The sequence below is a fragment of the Halogeometricum sp. S1BR25-6 genome (genome assembly GCF_031624495.1).
Lineage (GTDB): Archaea > Halobacteriota > Halobacteria > Halobacteriales > Haloferacaceae > Halogeometricum > Halogeometricum salsisoli.
Genome location: NZ_JAMQOP010000002.1, coordinates 952,360 through 973,206, shown reverse-complemented (window position 1 = coordinate 973,206; position 20,847 = coordinate 952,360). Strand labels below are relative to the sequence as shown.

Here is a 20,847-nt window from a genome sequence, read left to right as displayed (position 1 = left end):
AACTCGGACTCGCTGCGTCCCGCTACGGTTTCAGCAGGACCTTGGTGACGCCCTCTTCGCGCTCGTCGAACCGCTCGTACATCTCCGGCGCCTTCTCCAGCGGTTCCACGTGCGAGACGATGAAGCCGGGTTCCGCGCGGCCCTGCTCTATCATGTTTCGCAGGCGGCGGTCGTAGCGCTTCACGTCGCACTGGCCGGTGCCGACGCGGAGTCCGCTCTCGAACAGTTTCCCGAAGTCGATGCTGAGTTCGCCCGGTTCCTGCACGTGTTCGGGCGGGTTCGGGTCCGCGGAGAAGTAGACGCCGACGACGCCGACTTTCCCCGTCGGGCGGACGGTGCCGATGAGGTCGTTGATGACCTGCGAGGGGTTCTCGCGGGATTTCTCGTAGGCGCTCTCGCCGTGACTGTGCCGGCCGCCGTCGATGGCTTGGTAGCCGACGGCGTCGACGCCCTTGTCGACTTTCCCGCCGTGCATCTCGGGGATGACCTCGGTGGGGTCCTCCTCCTCGAAGTTCACCGTCGTCGCGTCGCAGTGCTCCTCGGCGAGTTCGAGGCGGCTCTCCACCCGGTCGACGAGGTATATCTCGGAGGCGCCCTTCAGTTTCGCGCTGTAGGCGGCCATCAGACCGACCGGACCGCCGCCGAAGACGACGACGGACTCCCCGGAGCGCAGGTCGGCGAGTTCGCAACCGTGCCACCCCGTCGGGAACACGTCGGCGAGCATGATGAAGTCCTCCTCGTGTTCGTCGCCGTCGGGGAGGGGCAGGGCGTTGAAGTCGGCGTGCGGGACGCGCACCTTCTCGGCCTGCCCGCCTTGATACGAGCCCATCATCGCGTAGCCGTAGACGCCGCCGGGCGTGTCGGAGTCGACGTTCTCGCAGAAGGCGGTGTAGTCGTCGACGCAGTTGCGACAGTGGCCGCAGGCGACGTTGAACGGCAGGACGACCCGGTCGCCGGGTTCGAAGCTCTCGACGCCCTCGCCGACTTCGTCGATGACGCCCATGATTTCGTGGCCGAACGCGCGGCCCTCGTCGATGGTCGTCCGACCCTCGTACATGTGGAGGTCCGACCCGCAGATGGCCGTCGTCGTGATGTCGACGACGGCGTCGTTCGGCCCCTCCAGTTCGGGGTCGTCTATCTCTTCGACCGACATCTCGTGTGGACCGCGGTAAATTGTAGCGTTGATAGGCATGAGATAATCCGTCCTAACCGAGCGGCGAGACGTAGTTAGGGGCTCTGCCTTCATGCACAAGCCCCGCCGTCGTCCGGCGACTTTCTCCGCTTTTCGATCCCCTTCGCTGGCGGTTCGCCCGGAGTCGGAGTCGCCGAAGGCGGCGCCGGCCGCGGCGGGGTAGCCGGGGACGTGCCGACGCGGTGGCTCGCGAATTCGGGCGGCCGTTGTCACTATGTGTCACTGCCAGGTACGTGACGTCGTCATGCCTGACTCACCGAGTCGTCGGCGCGTTCTCCGAGGTGCGGGCGTCGCTTTCGCGGCCGCTCTCGCCGGCTGTAACGGGAACGAATCTTCGTCTTCGCCGACCGCTTCGTCGACTTCGGCGTCGACGTCGTCCGCATCGACGGCCGAATCGACCGCGGCGGAGACGGCCGCCGAAGCCGGGACTGGAACCGAGGCCGCGGGCGAGTACACCGAGGTCTACCGGAACGTCATCGACTCGGTCGTCCTGATACAGGTGTCCTCCGGCGGGCAGGGGTCGGGGTTCGTCTACCGGGATAACTTCGTCGTCACCAACGCCCACGTCGTCGGTGACGCCTCCGAGGTGCAGGTGCGCTTCACCGACGGCGAGTGGCGCTCGGCGTCCGTCGTCGGCGTCGACCCCTCCGCCGACCTCGCGGTGGTGCGAGTGGAGAACCGCCCCGACGACGCGGAACCGCTCCCGATGGTCGACGAGCAACCGGCCATCGGGACGGAGGTGGTCGCCATCGGCAACCCGTACGGTCTCGAAGGGTCGGTCACCTCCGGCCTCGTCAGCGGCGTCAACCGTCTCATCCCCGCGCCGAACGGCTACCGCATCCCCGACGCCATCCAGACCGGCGCGCCGGTCAATCCCGGGAACTCGGGGGGACCGCTCGTCACCCTCGACGGCGAGGTGGTCGGCGTCATCAACTCCGGCGGCGGGGAGAACCTCGCGTTCGCCATCTCGGCGGCGCTGGTGAAGCGGGTCGTGCCCGCACTCATCGAAGACGGCGAGTACCGCCACGCGTACATGGGGGCCGCGCTCCGGACGGTGACGCCGAACGTCGCAGAACAGCTCGGGCTCTCGAACCCTCGGGGGGTCCTCGTCACCGACGTGCTCGACGACGGACCGTCCGACGACGCCCTGCAGGCGGGCGACGTCGTCGTCAGCGTCGGCGGCGAACGGGTCGACAGCCGACAGCAACTCGCCTCCTACCTCGCCCTGCGGGCGTCGCCCGGCGACTCGATTCGCGTCGCGGTGCTCCGCGACGGTCGGCGACAGCGCGTGGAGTTCACGCTGGGCACGCGTCCGCGACGACCGGACACGACCTCACGGTAGCGCTCGCGCCGCGCGGCCGACGCGGCGGATTCCGGGGAGGCTTTACTCCTCGGCGCCGTCCCCCCGCCCGTGCAACCGGACGACAACCGCCGCGGTTGGGCCGAGCGCTCGGGGGACTTCTCGCCGGGCTACTACGCCGAAATCGGGCCGAACGAGGTGAGCGAGACGCTCGCCACCGTCTTCGAACACTACGTCGACGAGGACGCCGCGATACTGGAGGTCGGCTGTAGCTCCGGCCGCCACCTCGCGCACCTGCTTGAGGCGGGGTACGAGAACCTCACCGGCGTCGACATCAACGAGGACGCCTTCGACGTGATGGACAAGCACTTCCCCGAACTCGCGCAGACGGGGACGTTTCACGTCGGCGCCATCGAGGACGTGGTCGCCGAGTTCGACGACGACGCCTTCGACGTAGTGTACTCCGTCGAGACGCTCCAACACGTCCACCCCGACGAGACGTGGGTGTTCGAGGAGCTGATTCGAGTCACGTCGGACCTCCTGATAACCGCGGAGAACGAGGGGAATAGCCCGCAACGCGGTCGCGACGGCGCCGAAGTGAGCTACGTCAACGACGACTTCCCGCTCTATCACAGAAACTGGAAGCGGGTGTTCTCCGACCTCGGCCTCGCCCAACTCCTCTCGGAACCGGGCAAGCGCGACACGGTTCGCGTGTTCCGCGTGCTCTGAACGACCGAAAGGAATCGCGCGGCGCCCGGAGAATCAGGGCGACCCGCTCGGAGTCGCCGTTCGTCCCGTCCCGGCCGCCCCGGACTCGGCCCCCGACTCGGTCCCGGTCTCCATCTCCGTCTCGGCCTCGCAGGTGAACGCGTCGAGCCGACACTTCAGGTCCGCCGTCTGTTCGGTGAGACCGTCGAGCCGCGACCGAACCTGCGAGATGGTCGCCACGCCGCTCTCGGCGCGGTCCGCGAGCGACTCGCTCCGCTCGGCGATGATTCGGGAGCGCTCGGCCACCCGTTCGATGGCGCACCGCCGACAGGAGTGTCAGCGCGACGATGGCGCCGACGCCCGCGAAGAGGTGCGTCTCCGGGACGGCCGTGAACGTCGCGCCCGTGACGTACGGTTCCGTCCCGGTGAAACTCCCCAGCGCGAAGAGCAACGGCGCGTGCGCCGCCAGCAACAGCACGATAGCTCGATGGCGCGCGCGCCAGGATTTCTCCGGAATGGAGTCTCCGTTCGGAATATACCTGACGACGTCTCTCCCCCTCCTCCCTACCTTCCCCAGCGACGGAAGCCGCGCTCCCGCTGTTGAACTGGACATATCGGAGTAATCGTTTCAGTATATATGCGTTAGCCGCTAAAAATCGGCTCTGATAACGAACGGTCGTCTCCGATGTCGGTTCGATTACGCGAGGCGGAACCGAACGGCGACTCCGCTCGGGTCGGACACCTCGAATCCCTCGTCGCGGTCAGTGACCGAGACGTCCGCCGCCGCGAGTCCCCGTCGAACCGCCGCCAGCGACTCCGCGTCGGGCAGGAGGAACTCGACCCACGCCACCCCGCGACCGCCCGCCGGCCGCGCCCGCCCGTTCCAGACGTTCACGCCGAGGTGGTGGTGGTAGTCGCCCGCCGCGAGGAACAGCGCCGAGGACGACTCCGACTGCACCCGCAGACCGAGCGTATCCGCGTAGAACGCCCGCGACGCCGGCAGCGACGTCGCTTCCAGGTGGACGTGTCCGACGGTCGTTCCGGGCGGGGCGGCCGCGGCGCCGTCCGACGCCGAGAGGAGGTCGTCGAGGTCCAACGGGGCCGTCCCCATGCTTATCGTCCCGTCCACGGCCCGGGGCCACTCTTCCTGCGGTCGGTCAGCGTAGATTTCGACGCCGTTTCCCTCCGGGTCGACGAGGTAGAGTGCCTCGCTCACGTCGTGGTCGGAGGCTCCGGTCAGTTCCGACCGGTCGCGAATCCGTTCGAGCGCAGCACCCAACGCGGCGCGGGAGGGGACCCTGAACGCATTGTGGAACAGTCCCGCTCGGTCGTCGGTTCGAGGCGGAGCGTCCTCGTCCCGCCGCAGGACGAGCAGCGGCGTTCCGTCGACGCCGAGGGTTGCCATCGTCTCCGTCTCTGACAGCACCGACAGGCCGACCACGTCGCGGTAGAACGCCGTCGTCGCGTCGAGGTCGGCCACGGTCAGCGCTGTTCGGCCGATTCGCGCGGCGTCGGGAACGAGGGGACTTCGTGTCATTCGCGGTTCTCGGTCGTCCGTTCGTCGCTCTCGGGTATATACCTCAGCGAACGCCGGGTTCACCAGGTAACCCCGACGTCACACGCGCCGACGGCCGGGCGATTCACCGAGACGAGGAGGCGATGCCCGCGATGGTCGAAGGTTCGCTCACGCCGTCTTTTCTTCTCGACAGAACCGAGCGAAGTTCTCCAGCGTCCGCGTCGCCGTCGACTCGGCGAAGGTGCGCTCGCCTCCCTCCCAGACGGCGTCGTATTCGGGCCGGATGGTGGGCGTGAACTCGGGGTGGTACTGGACGGTCCAGACCGGGCGTTCGCGGTGGCGCGTGGCGAAGTACTCGTTGTAGTCCGTCGTGCCGACGACGTCCATCCCCTCGCCGGGGTCGGTCACGAGGTCCGAGTGGAGGACCGGAACCACGGGTTCGACCCCCTCGAACAGCGGAACCTCGGCGAGCGACGCCTTCACGAGTCGATTCCGCGACACCTTGCTGTCCACGACGGTCCCGCCGAGGGCCGCGTTTACGAGTTGGTGTCCGAAGCAGACGCCGAGGAGCGGGATTTCCTCCTCCATCACCGTCTCCACAAACCGCTGTTGTCTCCCGATCCACGGCTGGTCGGGTTCGTCGTAGACGCCGCACCCGCTCCCGCCGAGGACGACGCCGTCGACGCCGTCGAGCGACGGGTCGGTCGGAGCGTTCGGGTAGCCGTGCAGTTCCGCGTCCTCGGTCGGAAGCAGGCGAGCGACTTCGCCGGCCATGTGTCCGCCCGCCACCGCGTTGTCCACTACCAGTATCACGTCGCCCGACGGTTCGACGCCGAGCGTCTTACCCGCTCGGGTCCGACCTCGGCCCGACACGCGGGCGCTTCCGCCGCTCGACGGCCGGCGATAACGCCGGTGTGACTCGGTGGCGCGCGTGCTTGCCGGAGTGCGTCGGTGCTACTCCGCCTCGGTCTCGGTGCGGTCGGCGAGGAGGACGACGAATCCGACGAGGAACCGCGGCGGCCCCGGCGCTTATTGGCTGGTCCGCGGTAGGAAACGGCATGGGCTCGGAGCGTGGACGACGAGAGTTTCTCAGGACCTCGGTGGCAGCGGCCGGTCTCGCGTCGGTCGGCGGACGCGCGGCCGGCGACCGAATCCCCGGCCGACCCGGCGGTACCGGAGGGGCGGCTCCCCCGCCGAACGGGTCGGACGCGTCCGACTGCGAGGACGACGCGCCGACCGAAAGCGCCGAACCCATCGACGTCCGCGGGGCGATGTACCTGCCCGCCCGCGCGCTCACGTTCTATCAGATGTGGGCGGGCTACGACGAGGCGGTCGTCGAACGCGACCTCGGCTACGCCGCGTCGGTGAACCTCAACGCCGTCCGGACGTGGACGAGCTACGAGTTCTGGAAGCGGAACCCGAAGGCGCACGAACGCCGAATCGACCACTTCCTCCGGGCGGCGTCCGAGCGAGGCATTTCGGTGCTGTTCAGCCTCTTCGAGGGGAACGGCGTCTGGCCGACCGATGAGAACCTCACCAACGACAACCCGTTCACCGGCGTCGGCGTCCGGTCGCCGGGGAACGCCCTCCTCGCCGACCGGTCGCGGTGGAGCGAGGCCGAACGGTTCGTCGAGTGGTTCGCCAGACGGTACGGCGACGACGACCGACTGCTCGCACTTGAGGTGATGAACGAACCGCACTGGGACGCGCGGGCCAAGCCGTTCGCGCGGTCGATGTTCGAGGCGCTCGCTCGGAACCGCGGCTCCGTCCCGCTCACCGTCGGGTCGACGAGCATGGTGAACAACGCGACGTACCTCGATTGGGGCGTCGACGCCCTCCAGTTCCACTACAACTTTCCGCGCTCCGAGGAGCGCTACCGGCGCTTTCTCGACCGGATGCGCGTCCTCGCCGACGAGTTCGACGGCCCGACATGGCTGAGCGAGTGGCAACGCGTCCGGTCGCCGCCGTTCGGTCCCTGCCCGCCGCGCGACGACCACACCTACCCGAACTACGCCTCGCTCGCGCCGGCGATTCACGACTCGGGGTTCGGGAACTTCTTCTGGTCGCTGATGGTGAAACCCGCTTACCTCCCGCCGATGCGCGGCAACGGCGTCCTGAACGGTCTGTTTCACGAGGACGGCGCCGTCTGGAGTCTGGAGGACGCCCGCGCCATCAAGGCGATGTCCGGCGACCCCTCCGTCGACGGCCTCGAAGAGCGACCGGAGTGGCCGGAGTGGGCGGCAGGCGTCAAAGAGTTCGCCTGCCGCTGATTCAGCAGTCGTCCCCGCGGCGGACGTCCGCGAGTCGGTTCGCCGAAACGTCGGTTCCGCTCCCGAAGTCGAGCGCCGGCGCCACCGGGGCCGACGCCGCGTCGGCGGAGACACCGACGAGGTTCTCCCGAACCTCGCAGTCCGCGAGGCGCAGGGCCGCCACCCCTTCGAGGAGGAGTCCGTAGCTGTTTCCCGTCGCCTCGACGCCGCGCACCGTCGCGCGACCCAGATTCCGGAAGGAGAGACCGACTTCCCACGCCTCGACGGCGACGTTCTCGACGACCACCTCGGAGACTCCCGACTCGCCGTCCGCCGCTATCGCCGTCGTGTCCGAGACGCCGCCGCCGACGAGGGCGTGCCCTCGGCCGTCGAGCGTGACGCCGTCGGCGGCGATTCGAATCATCGCTTCTGACGGCGGCGAGGCGCCGCGGACGGTTCTGTTCCCCGTCAGCGCGTACTCGCCCGGTTCCGTAATTCGCCCGTCCTCCGGTACCCGTCTCGGAGCCATGCCGGTCGGTACGTCGGGTGAGGGTAAGGTCTCTCGGGCGGTCGAGTCGCATCCGAGGGGAAGAGGGTCCGCCATCCGTGTGGTTATCCGCGTCGGGTACTCAGCGTCACACGTCGATGCTGGGTTACGCCTGTATGAACCGCACGCTGCGAGAGCGCGACCCGCCGCTGCGGTGCAACCGAGGAATGCAGCGGAAGACGTGGGAGTCGCGCGGCGTGGAGTACGCCTCCGAACTCGCCCTCCAGAACGTCTCCGACCTGTCGGAGATTCTGCGCTGGAACGTCGACCGCGGCATCTACTTCTACCGCTGCACGTCGGATCTGGTTCCGTGGAACTCCCAGTTCGAGTTGACCGAACTCCCGGACTACGAGGAAATCGCCCGAATCGCCGCCGACTGCGGCCGGTTCATCCTAGAGAACGAGATGCGGTTCACCTTCCATCCGAGCCACTGGTGCAAACTCGCCAGCGAGTCGACGGACACCGTCGAGAACTCCATCCGGGACCTCGAAATCCACGGCTCGTGGCTCGACCTGTTCGGCCTCCCTCGGACGCCGTACTACGGTATCAACGTCCACATCGGCGCCCACTACGACGACAAGGCGGCGACCGCCGAACGCTTCCGAGACGCCGTGAACCGCCTGTCGCCCGCCGCCCGCGAGCGCCTGACCGTCGAGAACGACGACAAGGAGGGACTCTGGAGCGTCCCCGAACTGGTCGACGCCGTCGCCGAACCGCTCGGCGTACCCGTGGTCTTCGACTACCACCACCACCAGTTCGCGAGCCGAGGGCTCACGTACCGGGAGGCGTTCGAGACGGCCGCGCGGACGTGGGGCGACGTGCGGCCGGTCGCGCACTACTCCGAACCCGCGCGGCTGTACGGGGGAGACGCGCGGCCGCAGGCGCACGCCGACTACGTCGCGTCGGTCCCCGACTGGCTTCTCGACGGCGCTGACGTGATGCTCGAAGCCAAGGAGAAGGAGCGCGCGCTGCTCCGGTACCGGGACGAAACGGCGTCGATTGCGGAGTCGTAACGGTCGACCCGACTTCGGCGCACGATGCCCACTTTCACTCACTTCCCGGACTCGGACGCCCGCGCGGCGGCGTAGCGCACCGTCACCAGCGGCAGTCCGCACAGCGCGATACGCTGTTCGGCCAGCACGTCGGCGCCGTCGCCGAGGCCTTCGAAGTCTCCGGAGTCGGAGAACGGCGCGTCGGGGTCGCTCGCCGGCCGAACGCGGAACCGCTGAGCGGCCGGGAGGCGAACCGCCCCCGCGCGGGTGTGCAGATACAGTCCGCCGTTCGGGCAGTTGGTCGTGAGGGCGACGCCCCCCGCTGCCCCGTCGTGTTCTATTCGGAGGACCGTCGAGAGGTTCGCGCCGGGGAGCGGCACCGCGATGTCGACGAACCGCTCGCCGCCGTCAACGTAGCTCGCGTAGACGGCGACGAACACCGCCTCGCCCGTCTCGTCGTCGGTCCGGACCCACAGCCGCGGGTCGTCTCGGGGGTCCTCAGCGGCCGCCGCGTCGGACAGCGCGAACAGGTCGCTGGAGACGCGCTTCGGGTCGTCCCCGGGGCCGGGAAGATTCAGCTGTTCGATTCGGCTCGTCCACCGACTCGCGGCCCGCGCGCCGAGCGCGTACGGTCGGTGCCACGCCGCGTCGACCGTCATCCCGAACGAGTCGGTCCGCTCGTAGAGCGCCCGAACGTCCGGATGGACCGCGTCGGGGTCGAACCCGGGGCGGGCGTAGTCGGCGAGCGAGTCCATCTCCCCGGAGACGCGGCCGCCGCGGAGGCCCCTGCGCGCCGGCCACGTCGCGCCGACGTAGCCGTCGCCGTGAAGCGGGGAGAGCGGAACGTCGCGGGCGGCGCGGCGGGCGCCGGCGAGCACACCGCAGACCGCCAGTCCGACGCCGCCGAGACCGAGCGCGAGTTTCCGAGTCGAACCTCCGAACACGGGTTCGATAAGGGTTCGTTCGGTGTTAAGAGCGGTGTCCCGAGGGTCCCGCCGGAGACGAGCGCCGGACGGTTCGGGACGGCCGGTCTCGGAGCGTTCACGGCGGTCGTTCCGGACGAACGCTTTTCCGCCCGACGCCGCGTCTCTCTACGCGGGACCGGCGACCGCGGCGCACGTCGTATTACCGATAGACATTTCGCGAGAGGATAATTCCTTTGCGTGGAGCAGAGACTTCATTCCCAAACTGGAACTTCAATTCCGAATTAGACAATCTTAACACGCGAACGGACCAAGCGGCTGGTAATGTCGAAAACCAATCGCGAGTGGTGGCCCGAGCAGCTGAGGTTAGAGATCCTCGACAACAACGCCGATCCGGCGAACCCGATGGACGAGGATTTCGACTACGCCGAGGAGTTCGCGAAGCTCGACCTCCAAGAGGTGAAGGCCGACATCGAAGACGCGCTGACGACGTCGCAGGAGTGGTGGCCCGCCGACTACGGTCACTACGGACCGCTGATGATTCGGATGGCGTGGCACAGCGCCGGGACGTACCGCGTCGCCGACGGTCGCGGCGGCGCCAACCGCGCCGGCCAGCGCTTCGCGCCCCTCAACAGTTGGCCCGACAACGCGAACCTCGACAAGGCGCGACGCCTGCTCTGGCCGGTCAAGCAGAAGTACGGCAAGAGTCTCTCGTGGGCCGACCTCATCGTTCTGACCGGGAACGTCGCTCTCGAGTCGATGGGCTTCGAGACGTTCGGTTTCGGCGGCGGCCGCGAGGACGCCTACATGCCCGACGAGTCCGTCGACTGGGGCCCCGAGGACGAGATGGAGAAGACCTCCCCCGAGCGCTTCGACGAGGAGGGTAGCCTCAAGAACCCCCTCGGCAACTCCGTCATGGGGCTCATCTACGTGAACCCCGAGGGTCCGTACGGCGAACCCGACTTGGAGGGCTCGGCGCACAACATCCGCGAGACGTTCAGCCACATGGCGATGAACGACGAGGAGACGGTCGCGCTCATCGCCGGCGGGCACACGTTCGGGAAGGTCCACGGCGCCGACGACCCCGAACATCTCGGCCCCGAACCCGAGGCGGCCCCCATGGAGGAGCAGGGTCTCGGCTGGTCGAGCGACTTCGGGTCCGGCCGCGGGCAGGACACCATCACCGGCGGCATCGAGGGTCCGTGGAACAGCGCGCCGACCATGTGGGACATGGGCTACATCGACAACCTGCTCGACCACGAGTGGGAGCCGCACAAGGGCCCCGGCGGCGCGTGGCAGTGGCGGCCGGTGGGCGACGAACTCGAGGAGTCCGTCCCCGACGCCCACGACGACTCGAAGAAGGTCGACCCCATGATGCTGACGACGGACGTCGCGCTGAAGCACGACGAGGACTACCGCGAGGTTCTCGAGACGTTCCAAGAGAACCCCGGGAAGTTCCAGGAGTCGTTCGCGAAGGCGTGGTACAAGCTCATCCACCGCGACATGGGCCCGCCGACCCGACTCGTCGGCGAAGAGGTGCCCGACGAGGAGATGCTGTGGCAGGACCCCATCCCGGACGCCGACTACGACCTCATCGACGACGAGGACGCAGAGGAGCTCAAAGAGGAGATCCTCGACTCCGAACTGACCGTTCCGCAGCTCGTCCGGACCGCGTGGGCGTCGGCGTCCACGTACCGCGACAGCGACAAGCGCGGCGGCGCGAACGGCGCCCGGATTCGGCTCCGCCCCCAGCGCGACTGGGAGGTCAACAACCCCGAGGAGCTCTCGACGGTGCTCGACACGCTCGAGGAGATTCGCTCGGAGTTCAACGACTCGCAGTCCGACGGGACGGAAGTCTCGCTGGCGGACCTCATCGTCCTCGGCGGTAACGCGGCCGTCGAACAGGCGGCGGCGGACGCCGGCCACGACCTGGAGATTCCGTTCGAGCCCGGCCGAACCGACGCCTCGCAGGAGCAGACCGACGTCGAGTCGTTCGAGGTGCTCGAACCGGAGGCCGACGGCTTCCGGAACTACCGCTCCGAGGAGGCCGACGAACGGGCCGAAGAGATGCTGGTCGACAAGTCGGACCTCCTGAACCTGACGGTCCCCGAGATGACGGCGCTGGTCGGCGGCATGCGAGCGCTGGACGCGAACTACGACGGCTCCGACCGCGGCGTCCTCACCGACCGACCGGGGACGCTGACCACCGACTTCTTCGACAACCTGCTCGACATGGACTACGAGTGGGAACCCCTCACGGACGACGAGTACGCGTTCGAACTGCGCGACCGCAACACGGGCGACGTCGAGTGGGAGGCGACCCGCTTCGACCTCGTCTTCGGGTCGAACGCCCGACTCAGAACCGTCGCGCAGGTGTACGGAGCCGACGACGGCGAGGAGAAGTTCGTGCGCGACTTCGCGGACGCGTGGCACAAGGTCATGACCCACGACCGCTTCGACCTCGAGTAAGCGCCGACTAAGCGCTCCCCCGGCGACCCGGCGAACGCGCGGATTCCGACCCGGCCGTACGCCCCGACGTCGCGTCGGTCGCCGTCGGTCGGGTTTCGTGGCGACGTTCTCCACGGGAACCGCGCACCACCGAATTATCGGTATCGGCGGAGGGGACGACGCTTCCGCCGGGATTCTTCGAGCGCCGCGAGCGAACCGGTGGGCGGCTTCAGACCGCGGAGCTACTTCTCGCGTCTCTCCTTCGGGTGCCGAACCGCGACCGTCTCGCCGGCGTTCCATCCGTGATTCGGGGGCTGTTTCGCCCGACGAACCGCTCGTCCGTCCGTCTCGTTTCCACCGAGCACAGCTGTCCGGCTACGCCCGATTCCCGCGCGCCACGCGACCGAGACGCATAATTGTAACTCAAACGGAATGATTTTCCTGTGTGCATGTCAACATAAGACAGGAAGATGTCAGTACCCTCGAACATGTACGACGAATCGAAGGACGGCGCTACCGAGCGGACGATCTGTCGACGACGGTTTCTCGCGTCCGGCACGGCGCTCGCTGGCACGGCGGCACTCGCCGGGTGTCTCGGCGGCGGTGGCGGCGACGCGACCACCACCGGCGGCGGCACCGGCGAGACGGACGGTGGGGGCGGGGACGGCGGCGGTACCGAGACGACGAACGTCGCAATCGTCTCCAGCCCCGCCGGTTTCGACGACAACGCGTTCAACGACCTCGCGTTGGAAGGCCTGCAGACCGCGAGCGAGGAGTACGACATCGAGATCAATCAGGTCGAAGAGACCGAACAGGCACAGTACCAATCGACGCAGGCCAACCTCGCTCAAAGCGGCGACTACGGCCTCATCGTGCTGGTCTCGTACAATCACACCGAGGCGTTGACCCAGAACGCCGCCGACTACCCCGACCAGAACTGGATGCTCATCAACGACTACGTCGACCAGCCGAACGTCGCCGGCTACACGTGGGCGAACCACCAGATGTCGTACCTCGCGGGCGTCCTCGGCGGGACGATGACGACCGAAGAACTGACCGGCGGCGGCGGTTCCACGAACCCCGACACCGCTCAAATCGGGTTCGTCGGGGGCGTGGACGGTTCGCTCATCAACGCGTTCGAGCGCTCGTACGTCGCCGGGGCGGAGTGGGTCAACTCGGACGTGCAGGTCAACGTCGGCTACATCGGCAACTACACCGACACGAGCACGGCCGCGGACATCGCGAGTTCGCAGTACGACGACGGTGCGGACATCGTCTACCACGCCGCCGCCGCGGCGGGTCGCGGCGTCTTCGAGGCCGCACAGGAGAACGAACGCCTCGCAATCGGCGTCGACGCCGACCAGTCGGCGACGCTCCCCGACTTCCAGGACGTCATCATCGGCTCGGCGGTGAAATACATCAACGAGGGAACCCGCGAAGTCGCCGTCGCCGTCGCGGAGGACGATTTCCAGAGCGTCGCCGGGTCGAACACGCTCGGGTTGGCGGACGAGGCGGTCGACTGCGTCATCGGGCAGGCCTACGAGGGTCAACTTCCCGACGCCGTCCAGCAGAACCTCGACGAGGCCAAGCAGGGCATCCTGAACGGCGACATCACCGTTCCCTGCACCGCCGCTGGCTGTAACTGACCATCCGTCTCCTCGTTTCGATGGATACCCGCACCACTCCCCATGCCAGATAACGCACAGCATCCGGCCGTCCGACTCGAAGGTATTACCAAGCGCTTCGGCGACGTGGTCGCCAACGACAGCGTCGATTTCACGCTGGAACGCGGGACGGTTCACGCCCTGCTCGGCGAGAACGGCTCGGGTAAGACGACGTTGATGAGCATCCTCTACGGACTCTACGAGAAGGACGCGGGGGACATCGTCATCGACGGCGAACACCGCGAGTTCGACTCGCCCCGGGATGCGATGGACGCCGGCGTCGGGATGATTCACCAGCACTTCCAACTCGTCGAGCCGATGACCGTCCTCCAGAACATCATCTTGGGTCACGAACCGACCGAGAACGGCCTCGTCGACGAGTCGGTCGCCCGCGAGCGAGTGACGGACATCTGCCGCCGCTACGAGTTCGACGTCGACCGGCACCTCGACACGCCGGTCCGCGACCTCGACCTCGGCGCCCGCCAACGCGTCGAAATCGTCAAGAGCCTCTATCGAGGTGCGGACATCCTCGTGTTCGACGAACCGACGGCCGTTCTCACGCCCCAAGAGGTCGACCGCCTCGCGGACGTGATGGTCGAACTCACGGATTCGGGTCGCTCGCTCGTCTTCATCACGCACAAACTCGACGAGGCGTTGACGGTCGCCGACGAGGTGACCGTGCTCCGAGACGGCGAGGCGGTCGGCACCGTCGCCGCCGCCGACACGACCGAGCAGGAACTCGCGCGGATGATGGTCGGCCGCGACGTCCTCACCGAGAGACGCCCTCGCGAACGCGAGACCGGCCCGCCGAAACTCGAAGTCGAAGGACTGTCCGTGGAGGGCGACCGCGGCCGAGAGCGGGTATCCGACGTCGACCTCACGGTCCACGAGGGTGAAATCCTCGGCATCGCCGGAGTCCAGGGCAACGGCCAGACCGAACTCGTCGAGGCCGTCACCGGTCTGCGGTCGGTGTCGTCGGGACGCGTCACGTTCGACGGCGACGACGTCACCGACACGAGCCGTCGCCAGCGCATCCGGGGCGGTATCGCCTACATCCCCGAAGACCGCCAAACGGAGGGACTGGTCCAAGCGTACGACCTCGTCCGGAACGCGCTGCTGGGAAATCAGACCGTCGGCCGGTTCGTCTCTCGGAAATTCGTCGACTGGGCGGCGGTCCGCGAACACGCCGCGGACATCGTCGCCGAGTACGACGTTCAACCGCCGAACGCGGAGGCGCGCGCGGGGTCACTCTCGGGGGGCAACCAGCAGAAGTTCATCGTCGGTCGCGAAATCGAACACGACCCAGCCGTCATGGTGGCCGCCCACCCGACTCGCGGGGTCGACATCGGCTCCATCGAGTTCATCCACGACCGACTGGTCGCCCTCCGCGAGACGGGCTTGGCCGTCCTGCTCGTCTCCTCGAAACTCGAAGAGATTCGGGCGCTGTCGGACCGAATCGCCGTCATGTACGAAGGCGAGTTCATCGACGTGGTCGACCCCGACGACGTGACCGACGAGGACCTCGGCCTGCTGATGGCGGGTCGTCGCCTCGGCGGTGGACGTGCCGCCGAGGGGGACGCGCCCGACTCCGAGCGGTCGGACCAGTCGGACGACGACGCGGTCGAGAGCGGAGGCGTCGCGTCGTGAGCGACGCCGATTCGAGTCCCGCGCGCGACCTGCTCGACCGGGCGGCCGACCGCGTGCTCGACCTGACGGTCCTCGAACGACTCGCAATAGCCGCGGCGTCGACGGTGCTGGCACTTCTCATCGGTCTCGTCGTCGTCGCGGCGGCGGGCTACGACCCGGCGCAGTTCCTCCGATTCGTGTTCGTGGGGTCGTTCGGCGACGCCGGCGCGACGGCGCGGACGCTCAAGTTCACGACGATTCTCACGCTGACGGGGGTCGCCGTCGCCATCGCCTTCCGCGCCGGCGTGTTCAACATCGGGGTACAGGGTCAGTTCGTCGTCGGCGGATTCACCACCGTCGTCACCATCCTGTGGCTCGCACCGGTGTTCCCGACGGGGACGGTCGGCGGCGTTCTCCTGATGGTTTTCGGGACGCTCGCGGCCGTCGTCGCGGCCGGCGCCTACGGCGCGCTTCCGGGGATACTGAAAGCGTACGCCGACGCCAACGAGATCATCACGACCATCATGCTGAACTTCGTCGCCGTCGGCGTCGTCGGCTACCTCGTCGAGGGGGCCTTTCGCGGCGAAGGCAACCGAGCCCCCAACACCGAACGACTGCCCGAGTACGTCTCGCTCCCGCGAATCGTCTACGACAACCCCGACTTCTCGATTCTCGGGTTCGCGGTGGCGCTTCTCGTCGTCGCCCTCGTGGCCGTCGTCATGGCTCGGACCACCGTCGGCTACGACATGGTGACGAGCGGCTACCAACAGGCCGCCGCGACGTTCTCCGGGGTCGACGCCGAGCGAACCATCGTCACGACGATGACGTTCTCGGGAATGGTCGCGGGCGTCGCGGGCGCGGTGTTCGCCATCATGATTCAGGGCTACTACAGCGACCCCGCCGGCGTCGGGACGTACGGCTTCGACGCAATCGCGGTGAGTCTGCTCGCCGCGAACAACCCCCTGGGGGTCGTTCCCGCGAGTCTGCTGTTCGGCGGTCTCGACTCCGCGGCGTCGTACATCAGCATCAACAGCGACGTTCCCGTCCAGTTGATCGACGGTATCGTCGGTCTCGTCGTGCTGTTCGTCGCCGCACCGGAACTGTTCCGGATGGCCGCCAAACGAACCGGTCTCGGGGGTGCGGACCGATGAGCGGTGCGACGCTCGGCACCGACGACCGGTCCCGACTCCTCCTCGGAACCGTCCTCGTCGTCGTGGCACTGGCGGTCGTCTCCACGACGATATTCGACCTGCCCGTCGCGGCTATCCTCACGGTCGGGTTCGTCGAGCGAGCGCTGCAAGCGGCCTCGCCGATCGCTCTCGCGGCCATCGGCGGACTCTACGCCGAGAAAAGCGGCGTGTTCAACATCGGACTGGAGGGGTTCATGATATTCGGCGCGGTCGCCGCCGCGACGTTCACCTTCCTCCTCGGCGGGGACGCACCGAGTCAGACCACCCTCTGGCTCGGCATCCTCGGAGCGACGCTCGTCTGTGGCCTGCTCTCGGTCGCGTTCGCCGTGTTGCTCGTTCGCTATCAGGCGAACCAAATCGTCGCGGGCCTCGCCGTCTGGTTCATCGGTCTCGGCTTCGGGCCGTTCACCGCCGTCTTGCTGTGGGGCAACCGCAACAGTCCCGGGCTGGCGAGCATGAACAGCGTGACCGTCCCGGGGCTGTCCGAAATCCCGGTTCTCGGCAGCGTCCTGTTCGACACGTCGCCGCTGGTGTGGCTCGCCGGCGTCCTCGCCGTCGCCGCGTGGGTCGTCCTCTTCCGCACGAAGTACGGCTACTGGGTCCAAGCCGCGGGCGAGAACCCGGAGGCCCTCGATACGGCCGGCATCGACGTCACCCGTATCCGCTACGCGGCCGTCATCTTCTCAGGTCTGATGGCCGGACTCGGCGGAGCCGTGCTGATGGCGCACGCCGGGTCGTTCACCGGAACCGGCGACACGATGGTCAACGGTCGCGGGTGGATCGCCATCGTGGCCTACCTGTTCGGGAACTACAACCCCATCGGCGCGGCGCTCGCGGCGCTCCTGTTCGGCGGCCTCGACATGCTTCAGATTCAGTTCCAGACGGCGGGAATCGAGCTTCCGAACCGACTCGTCAATCTGTTCCCGTACGTGGCCGTCGTCGTCGTCCTCACCGTCTGGGGGTCGACGCGAATGCCGTCGTCCGTCGGCGAACACTACGAAAGCGAGGAGTGACCCCGTCGTTCGCGTCGTCTCACCCGTCGTCGCCGTCCCGGAGACGGTTGCCGAAGAAGCCGACCAGTCCGTCGACGTGGCCGGTTCCCCAGAGCGCGACGAGTATCGCGCCGACGCCGTTGAACACCATGTCGGTGACGATGTCGTCGATGCCGTAGACGGTGACGAGACCGCCGAGAGCGAACTCCAGTACTTCCCAGAAGACCCCCGCCGCGAGGACGAACACGACGATGAACACCGCTCTGAACTCGGAGGGGACCTCGATGTCGTCGGAGTGGAGTTCCAACGCCCGGAACGCCGCGTAGCCGAGTCCGGCGACGACCGTCGCCGAGAGCGTGTGCGTTATCTCGTCGTACCACTGGTACCTGTCGTAGAATCCGAGGAAGCCGACGACGTGGAGGAGCATCGAGAGCGTGATCCAGACGACGAGACCGGCGTCCATCCGGTAGCCGTACTCGCGACGGAGCAACGCCGGCAGGAACGTCACCGCGAGTCCGACGGCCCCCGACGCGACGAGTGGCGCTCGCACGGTCGCGAGACCGTAGCCGAACAGTCCCACGAGGACTGCCTGAAGGACTCGCACGAGGGCGCGCTCGTGGGATTCGGACAGTCCCAGCGCGCCGCCGAGAGTCACGACGTCTCCCTCCGGTCCGTCGACTCGCCGACGGCACCGACCGGTTCGTACCGCGCGAAGTACACCTCGCAGAGAGCGCCCAGAACGGCCCCGACGGCCGTGACGGCGACGATATCTCGCTGGAGTTCGGTCTGCGTGCTCAGGAACTCGCTCCCGAGCCACCGGTCGGAGTAGAACTGGGCGACGACCCACACCGCCTGCAGCGCCATCGTGGTCAGGACGCCGAAGACGACGGCGAACCGGCGACTCAGTTCGACCGAGGTGAACACGTCGAGTTCGACGACGAGGACCAGTGCGAGCGTCGCGAGGGCGAGGTGGCCTGCGATTTCGCTCTGAAATCCCGTCTCTCTGGCGACCACCGCGGCGGCGGCGACCACCGGAAGCGGCCACGAGACCATCGCCGTCCACTCGCGGGTCGCGAGCGCCGGAACGGCGAGAGCGGCCGCGACGACCAGCAAGAAGACACCCCAGAGTGTCGCGCCGGCGACGAGGTTCTCGACGCCACCCAACGCGACGGCTCCCGTCGCTACCCATCCGATTGCGGCGTTGGTCTGTCGGCCACGAACGAGTCGATTGAGCGACATCCTCTGACCGTTGTGCGCCGGTTCTCAAAAGGTGTGACCACTGCGACCGACGGCGAACAGGCCGGTCTCGGGTTCTCCCGCGCTCGAACGGCGGGGACCGACCGCGGACGCGGGGCCGAATATCCGCCGTCCTCGCGACCAACGCCTGCCCGGAGACGCGCGGGTCCGCCGACTATTCCTCGTCCTCGTCCTCTTCGTCTTCGTCGTCGTCCTCGTCGCTTCGCTCGTCCGCCTCCGACGACTCGGGTACGACTTGGTCGTTCTCCTCGTCGGCCGCTTCTTCGCCTTCCTCGTCGTCCTCGTTCTCGTCCGTTCGTCTGGCCTCCACTTCGACCTCGGATTCGACTTCGAGTTCGTTCTCTCCGGTTCGCTCCAGTTCGGTCTCCGCTTCGACTTCCACTTCTACGCCCTCGCCCGTTTCGACCTCTACCTCGGTTTCGACCTCCGTCTCCTCTTCTCGGTCGTCCGCCCCGTCGACGGCCGGAATCGACGCCCCGGACCCCGCGGAGCGAGTGGCGAAGTACGCCAGCGCGACGCCCCCTCCGACGAGGAGGGCCGTGCGCGCGAGACCGCACTTGGACGATTCGTCCGACCCGACGGACTGCGCGTTCGTCGTCGGGGCCGACTGTTCGTCGGTCCCCGCTCCGGTCTCCTCGCCGCGGAAGAACGCTTTCAGACTCATGACACTCCCAGTTGTGTTCGCCCGAGGAAGTGCGTTTGGGCCTCGTCGGGTGGCGTCTCCGCTCTCGGGGATACGAACGGGGACGGGAGCACGGACCCGGCGGAGAGTCGGTGCGAAGTGAGACGAACCCGGTTCAACGTGAACCTCCACAAAACGGACCCGACGGGAGTCACGCGAGCGAAGTGAGCGTGACTACGTCGGGGGAGTGAGGCCGAAGGCCGAACGGACTCGACGGGATTTGAACCCCGGTCGCTCGCTTCGCTCGCTCCCTGATTCAAATCCCGCGGCTGTCGCTATTCTACGCTCACTTCGTTCGCGATAGAATAGCGGACCCGACGGGATTTGAACCCGCGACATCTTGGTCCGGAACCAAGCACTCTGTCCACTGAGCTACGGGCCCTCGAAGTGAGGTACCGGCCGCCGGCGTATAACGATTGTGAACCGTTCGGACGTTCTCGACGCGTCGTGGCAGTCTCCCCTTAGAGCGTCCACTGCACGGCGTGCCGTTCGTCGTCGTCGGTCCCGCTCTGTCCGACGACGACGCCGCTGGCGTTCACGGCCGAGGCCCGACTCCGACCGATTCCGTTCGCCCGGAGCGTCCCGAGGTCGCTCAATCGACCGTCCCAGTAGAACGCGTGCCCGACGCCCGCGTCGACCTGGCTCTCGCCGACGACCACGTCGCAGGCGACGTCGTACGCGTCGCTGTAGCCCGAGTTGTCGGCGCGGAACGTCCCGAGCTCGACGGGTTCGCCGTCGGTCCACATCGTCGCCGTCCGCGAGGCGAACTCCGCCGACCGCAGGCTTCGCCCCACGACCGCTGTCGGGGTGGCGCCGAACGCTGCGCTCGCGTCGTCGCCGTCGAGCGCTCCGAGGTCGGTCATCCCTCCTCGCTCTGTCCACCGGAAGGCGTGGACGGGGCCGTCGTCCGTCTCGCTGTACCCGACGACGCTCCCGTCGTCGGCCGCCGCCGTAGCGGCGCTCCGACCCTCGTCGTCCGAGCGGAGCGTCCCGAGTCCGTGCATTCCCTCGGCCTCCGTCCAGCGGAACGCGCGGACGATATCACCGCCGTCGGCGGCGGCGTGTCCGACGACAGTCCCGCGGTTGTCGACCCCGTGCGCGCGGCTGCTCGTCGGTCCGTCCCCGAGCGACCCGAGGGGTTCGACCGTCTCGTCGTCGACCCAGCGCACCGCCCGCCACTCCCAGTCGTCGTCCTGCGCGCTCCCGACGGCGGTGCCGCGAGCGTCGACGGCGGTCGCCTCGCTGTTGCCCCGCCCGTCGGAACGGAGCGTCGGCAGGGGCGTGGGCGCGGGCGCGGGCGTCTCGTCCGGGTCCCGGTCCGCTTCGGCCGCCCAGCGGACCGCCCGCGTGAAGACCGCCCCCTCGACCCGACCCTCGCTCGACCCGACGACGGTTCCGCGTTCGTTCAGGTCGGCCGCGTCGCTGATCTCCCCGCCCTCGAGCGTTCCGAGGTCTACGAGGTCCACTGTGGCTCCTGTGCCGCGTTCGGGGTGCCGTTCGGCCGTTCCGACCGACCCGGCTGGCGTCCGACTCGTCGGCGTGGGTCTCCGCTCATCCCGGT

At 67.9% G+C, this 20,847-nt stretch carries 19 protein-coding genes and 1 tRNA gene; 9 read left to right on the top strand and 11 right to left on the bottom strand.

Annotated features, from left to right (window positions below; genetic code table 11):
* Window positions 1-22 precede the first annotated feature (22 nt).
* Window positions 23-1,192 carry a glutathione-independent formaldehyde dehydrogenase gene (locus NDI76_RS15075; RefSeq protein WP_425498373.1) on the bottom strand — a complete coding sequence of 390 codons (1,170 nt, stop codon included), beginning with the start codon at window positions 1,190-1,192 and terminating at the stop codon, window positions 23-25.
* 244 nt (window positions 1,193-1,436) lie between these two features.
* On the opposite strand from NDI76_RS15075, the gene NDI76_RS15070 reads away from it, so the two are divergent.
* Window positions 1,437-2,534 carry a S1C family serine protease gene (locus NDI76_RS15070; protein ID WP_310924905.1) on the top strand — a complete coding sequence of 366 codons (1,098 nt, stop codon included), beginning with the start codon at window positions 1,437-1,439 and terminating at the stop codon, window positions 2,532-2,534.
* A 69-nt stretch (window positions 2,535-2,603) separates the two neighbouring features.
* On the top strand, window positions 2,604-3,221 hold the full coding sequence (locus NDI76_RS15065) for a class I SAM-dependent methyltransferase (RefSeq protein ID WP_310924903.1): 618 nt from the start codon (window positions 2,604-2,606) through the stop codon (window positions 3,219-3,221).
* Window positions 3,222-3,254: 33 nt separating this feature from the next.
* Here NDI76_RS15065 and NDI76_RS15060 read toward each other — a convergent pair whose 3' ends face one another.
* From NDI76_RS15060 to NDI76_RS15050, 3 genes are all read right to left on the bottom strand, one after another.
* Complete coding sequence (locus NDI76_RS15060) at window positions 3,255-3,506, bottom strand: hypothetical protein (protein ID WP_310924902.1); 252 nt, start codon at window positions 3,504-3,506, stop codon at window positions 3,255-3,257.
* 391 nt (window positions 3,507-3,897) lie between these two features.
* Window positions 3,898-4,737, bottom strand: coding sequence for a VOC family protein (locus NDI76_RS15055; RefSeq protein WP_310924901.1), 840 nt, complete (start codon window positions 4,735-4,737; stop codon window positions 3,898-3,900).
* A 147-nt stretch (window positions 4,738-4,884) separates the two neighbouring features.
* Window positions 4,885-5,529 carry a type 1 glutamine amidotransferase gene (locus tag NDI76_RS15050; protein WP_310924983.1) on the bottom strand — a complete coding sequence of 215 codons (645 nt, stop codon included), beginning with the start codon at window positions 5,527-5,529 and terminating at the stop codon, window positions 4,885-4,887.
* Window positions 5,530-5,816: 287 nt separating this feature from the next.
* Between NDI76_RS15050 and NDI76_RS15045 the strand changes: the two genes are divergently transcribed.
* Complete coding sequence (locus tag NDI76_RS15045) at window positions 5,817-6,986, top strand: glycoside hydrolase 5 family protein (protein ID WP_310924900.1); 1,170 nt, start codon at window positions 5,817-5,819, stop codon at window positions 6,984-6,986.
* A 1-nt stretch (window position 6,987) separates the two neighbouring features.
* Here the strand turns inward: NDI76_RS15045 and NDI76_RS15040 are convergent, their stop codons facing one another.
* Window positions 6,988-7,494, bottom strand: a complete 507-nt coding sequence (locus NDI76_RS15040; RefSeq protein WP_310924899.1) for a hypothetical protein — start codon at window positions 7,492-7,494, stop codon at window positions 6,988-6,990.
* Between the two features lie 116 nt (window positions 7,495-7,610).
* Here NDI76_RS15040 and uvsE point away from each other — a divergent pair, with 116 nt between their 5' ends.
* Complete coding sequence (uvsE, locus tag NDI76_RS15035) at window positions 7,611-8,525, top strand: UV DNA damage repair endonuclease UvsE (protein ID WP_310924898.1); 915 nt, start codon at window positions 7,611-7,613, stop codon at window positions 8,523-8,525.
* A gap of 38 nt (window positions 8,526-8,563) precedes the next feature.
* On the opposite strand, the gene NDI76_RS15030 is transcribed toward uvsE, so the two are convergent.
* On the bottom strand, window positions 8,564-9,448 hold the full coding sequence (locus tag NDI76_RS15030; protein ID WP_310924897.1) for a hypothetical protein: 885 nt from the start codon (window positions 9,446-9,448) through the stop codon (window positions 8,564-8,566).
* Window positions 9,449-9,751: 303 nt separating this feature from the next.
* Between NDI76_RS15030 and katG the strand changes: the two genes are divergently transcribed.
* The 5 genes from katG to NDI76_RS15005 all read left to right on the top strand — a co-directional run bounded on the left by katG (window position 9,752) and on the right by NDI76_RS15005 (window position 17,368).
* Window positions 9,752-11,896, top strand: a complete 2,145-nt coding sequence (gene katG / locus NDI76_RS15025; protein WP_310924896.1) for a catalase/peroxidase HPI — start codon at window positions 9,752-9,754, stop codon at window positions 11,894-11,896.
* A 449-nt stretch (window positions 11,897-12,345) separates the two neighbouring features.
* Complete coding sequence (locus NDI76_RS15020) at window positions 12,346-13,521, top strand: BMP family lipoprotein (protein WP_310924895.1); 1,176 nt, start codon at window positions 12,346-12,348, stop codon at window positions 13,519-13,521.
* Between the two features lie 42 nt (window positions 13,522-13,563).
* Window positions 13,564-15,186 carry an ABC transporter ATP-binding protein gene (locus NDI76_RS15015; protein ID WP_310924894.1) on the top strand — a complete coding sequence of 541 codons (1,623 nt, stop codon included), beginning with the start codon at window positions 13,564-13,566 and terminating at the stop codon, window positions 15,184-15,186.
* Window positions 15,183-16,316 (top strand): ABC transporter permease, encoded by a 1,134-nt coding sequence (locus NDI76_RS15010; protein WP_310924893.1) that lies wholly within the window; start codon window positions 15,183-15,185, stop codon window positions 16,314-16,316. Before NDI76_RS15015 ends, NDI76_RS15010 begins: the two co-directional genes overlap by 4 nt.
* The gene (locus tag NDI76_RS15005; RefSeq protein ID WP_310924891.1) at window positions 16,313-17,368 is read left to right on the top strand and encodes an ABC transporter permease; all 1,056 of its coding nucleotides are present in this window, start codon (window positions 16,313-16,315) and stop codon (window positions 17,366-17,368) included. Before NDI76_RS15010 ends, NDI76_RS15005 begins: the two co-directional genes overlap by 4 nt.
* Before the next feature lie 19 nt (window positions 17,369-17,387).
* Here the strand turns inward: NDI76_RS15005 and NDI76_RS15000 are convergent, their stop codons facing one another.
* The 5 genes from NDI76_RS15000 to NDI76_RS14980 all read right to left on the bottom strand — a co-directional run bounded on the left by NDI76_RS15000 (window position 17,388) and on the right by NDI76_RS14980 (window position 20,752).
* On the bottom strand, window positions 17,388-18,002 hold the full coding sequence (locus NDI76_RS15000; RefSeq protein WP_310924890.1) for a DUF2238 domain-containing protein: 615 nt from the start codon (window positions 18,000-18,002) through the stop codon (window positions 17,388-17,390).
* Window positions 17,999-18,586 (bottom strand): hypothetical protein, encoded by a 588-nt coding sequence (locus NDI76_RS14995; RefSeq protein ID WP_310924889.1) that lies wholly within the window; start codon window positions 18,584-18,586, stop codon window positions 17,999-18,001. The genes NDI76_RS15000 and NDI76_RS14995 overlap by 4 nt, the downstream gene beginning before the upstream one ends.
* 172 nt (window positions 18,587-18,758) lie before the next feature.
* Window positions 18,759-19,268 carry a hypothetical protein gene (locus NDI76_RS14990; protein WP_310924888.1) on the bottom strand — a complete coding sequence of 170 codons (510 nt, stop codon included), beginning with the start codon at window positions 19,266-19,268 and terminating at the stop codon, window positions 18,759-18,761.
* 327 nt (window positions 19,269-19,595) lie between these two features.
* Window positions 19,596-19,668 (bottom strand) — tRNA-Arg (locus tag NDI76_RS14985).
* Between the two features lie 79 nt (window positions 19,669-19,747).
* Window positions 19,748-20,752, bottom strand: a complete 1,005-nt coding sequence (locus NDI76_RS14980; protein ID WP_310924887.1) for a hypothetical protein — start codon at window positions 20,750-20,752, stop codon at window positions 19,748-19,750.
* Window positions 20,753-20,847: the final 95 nt, after the last annotated feature.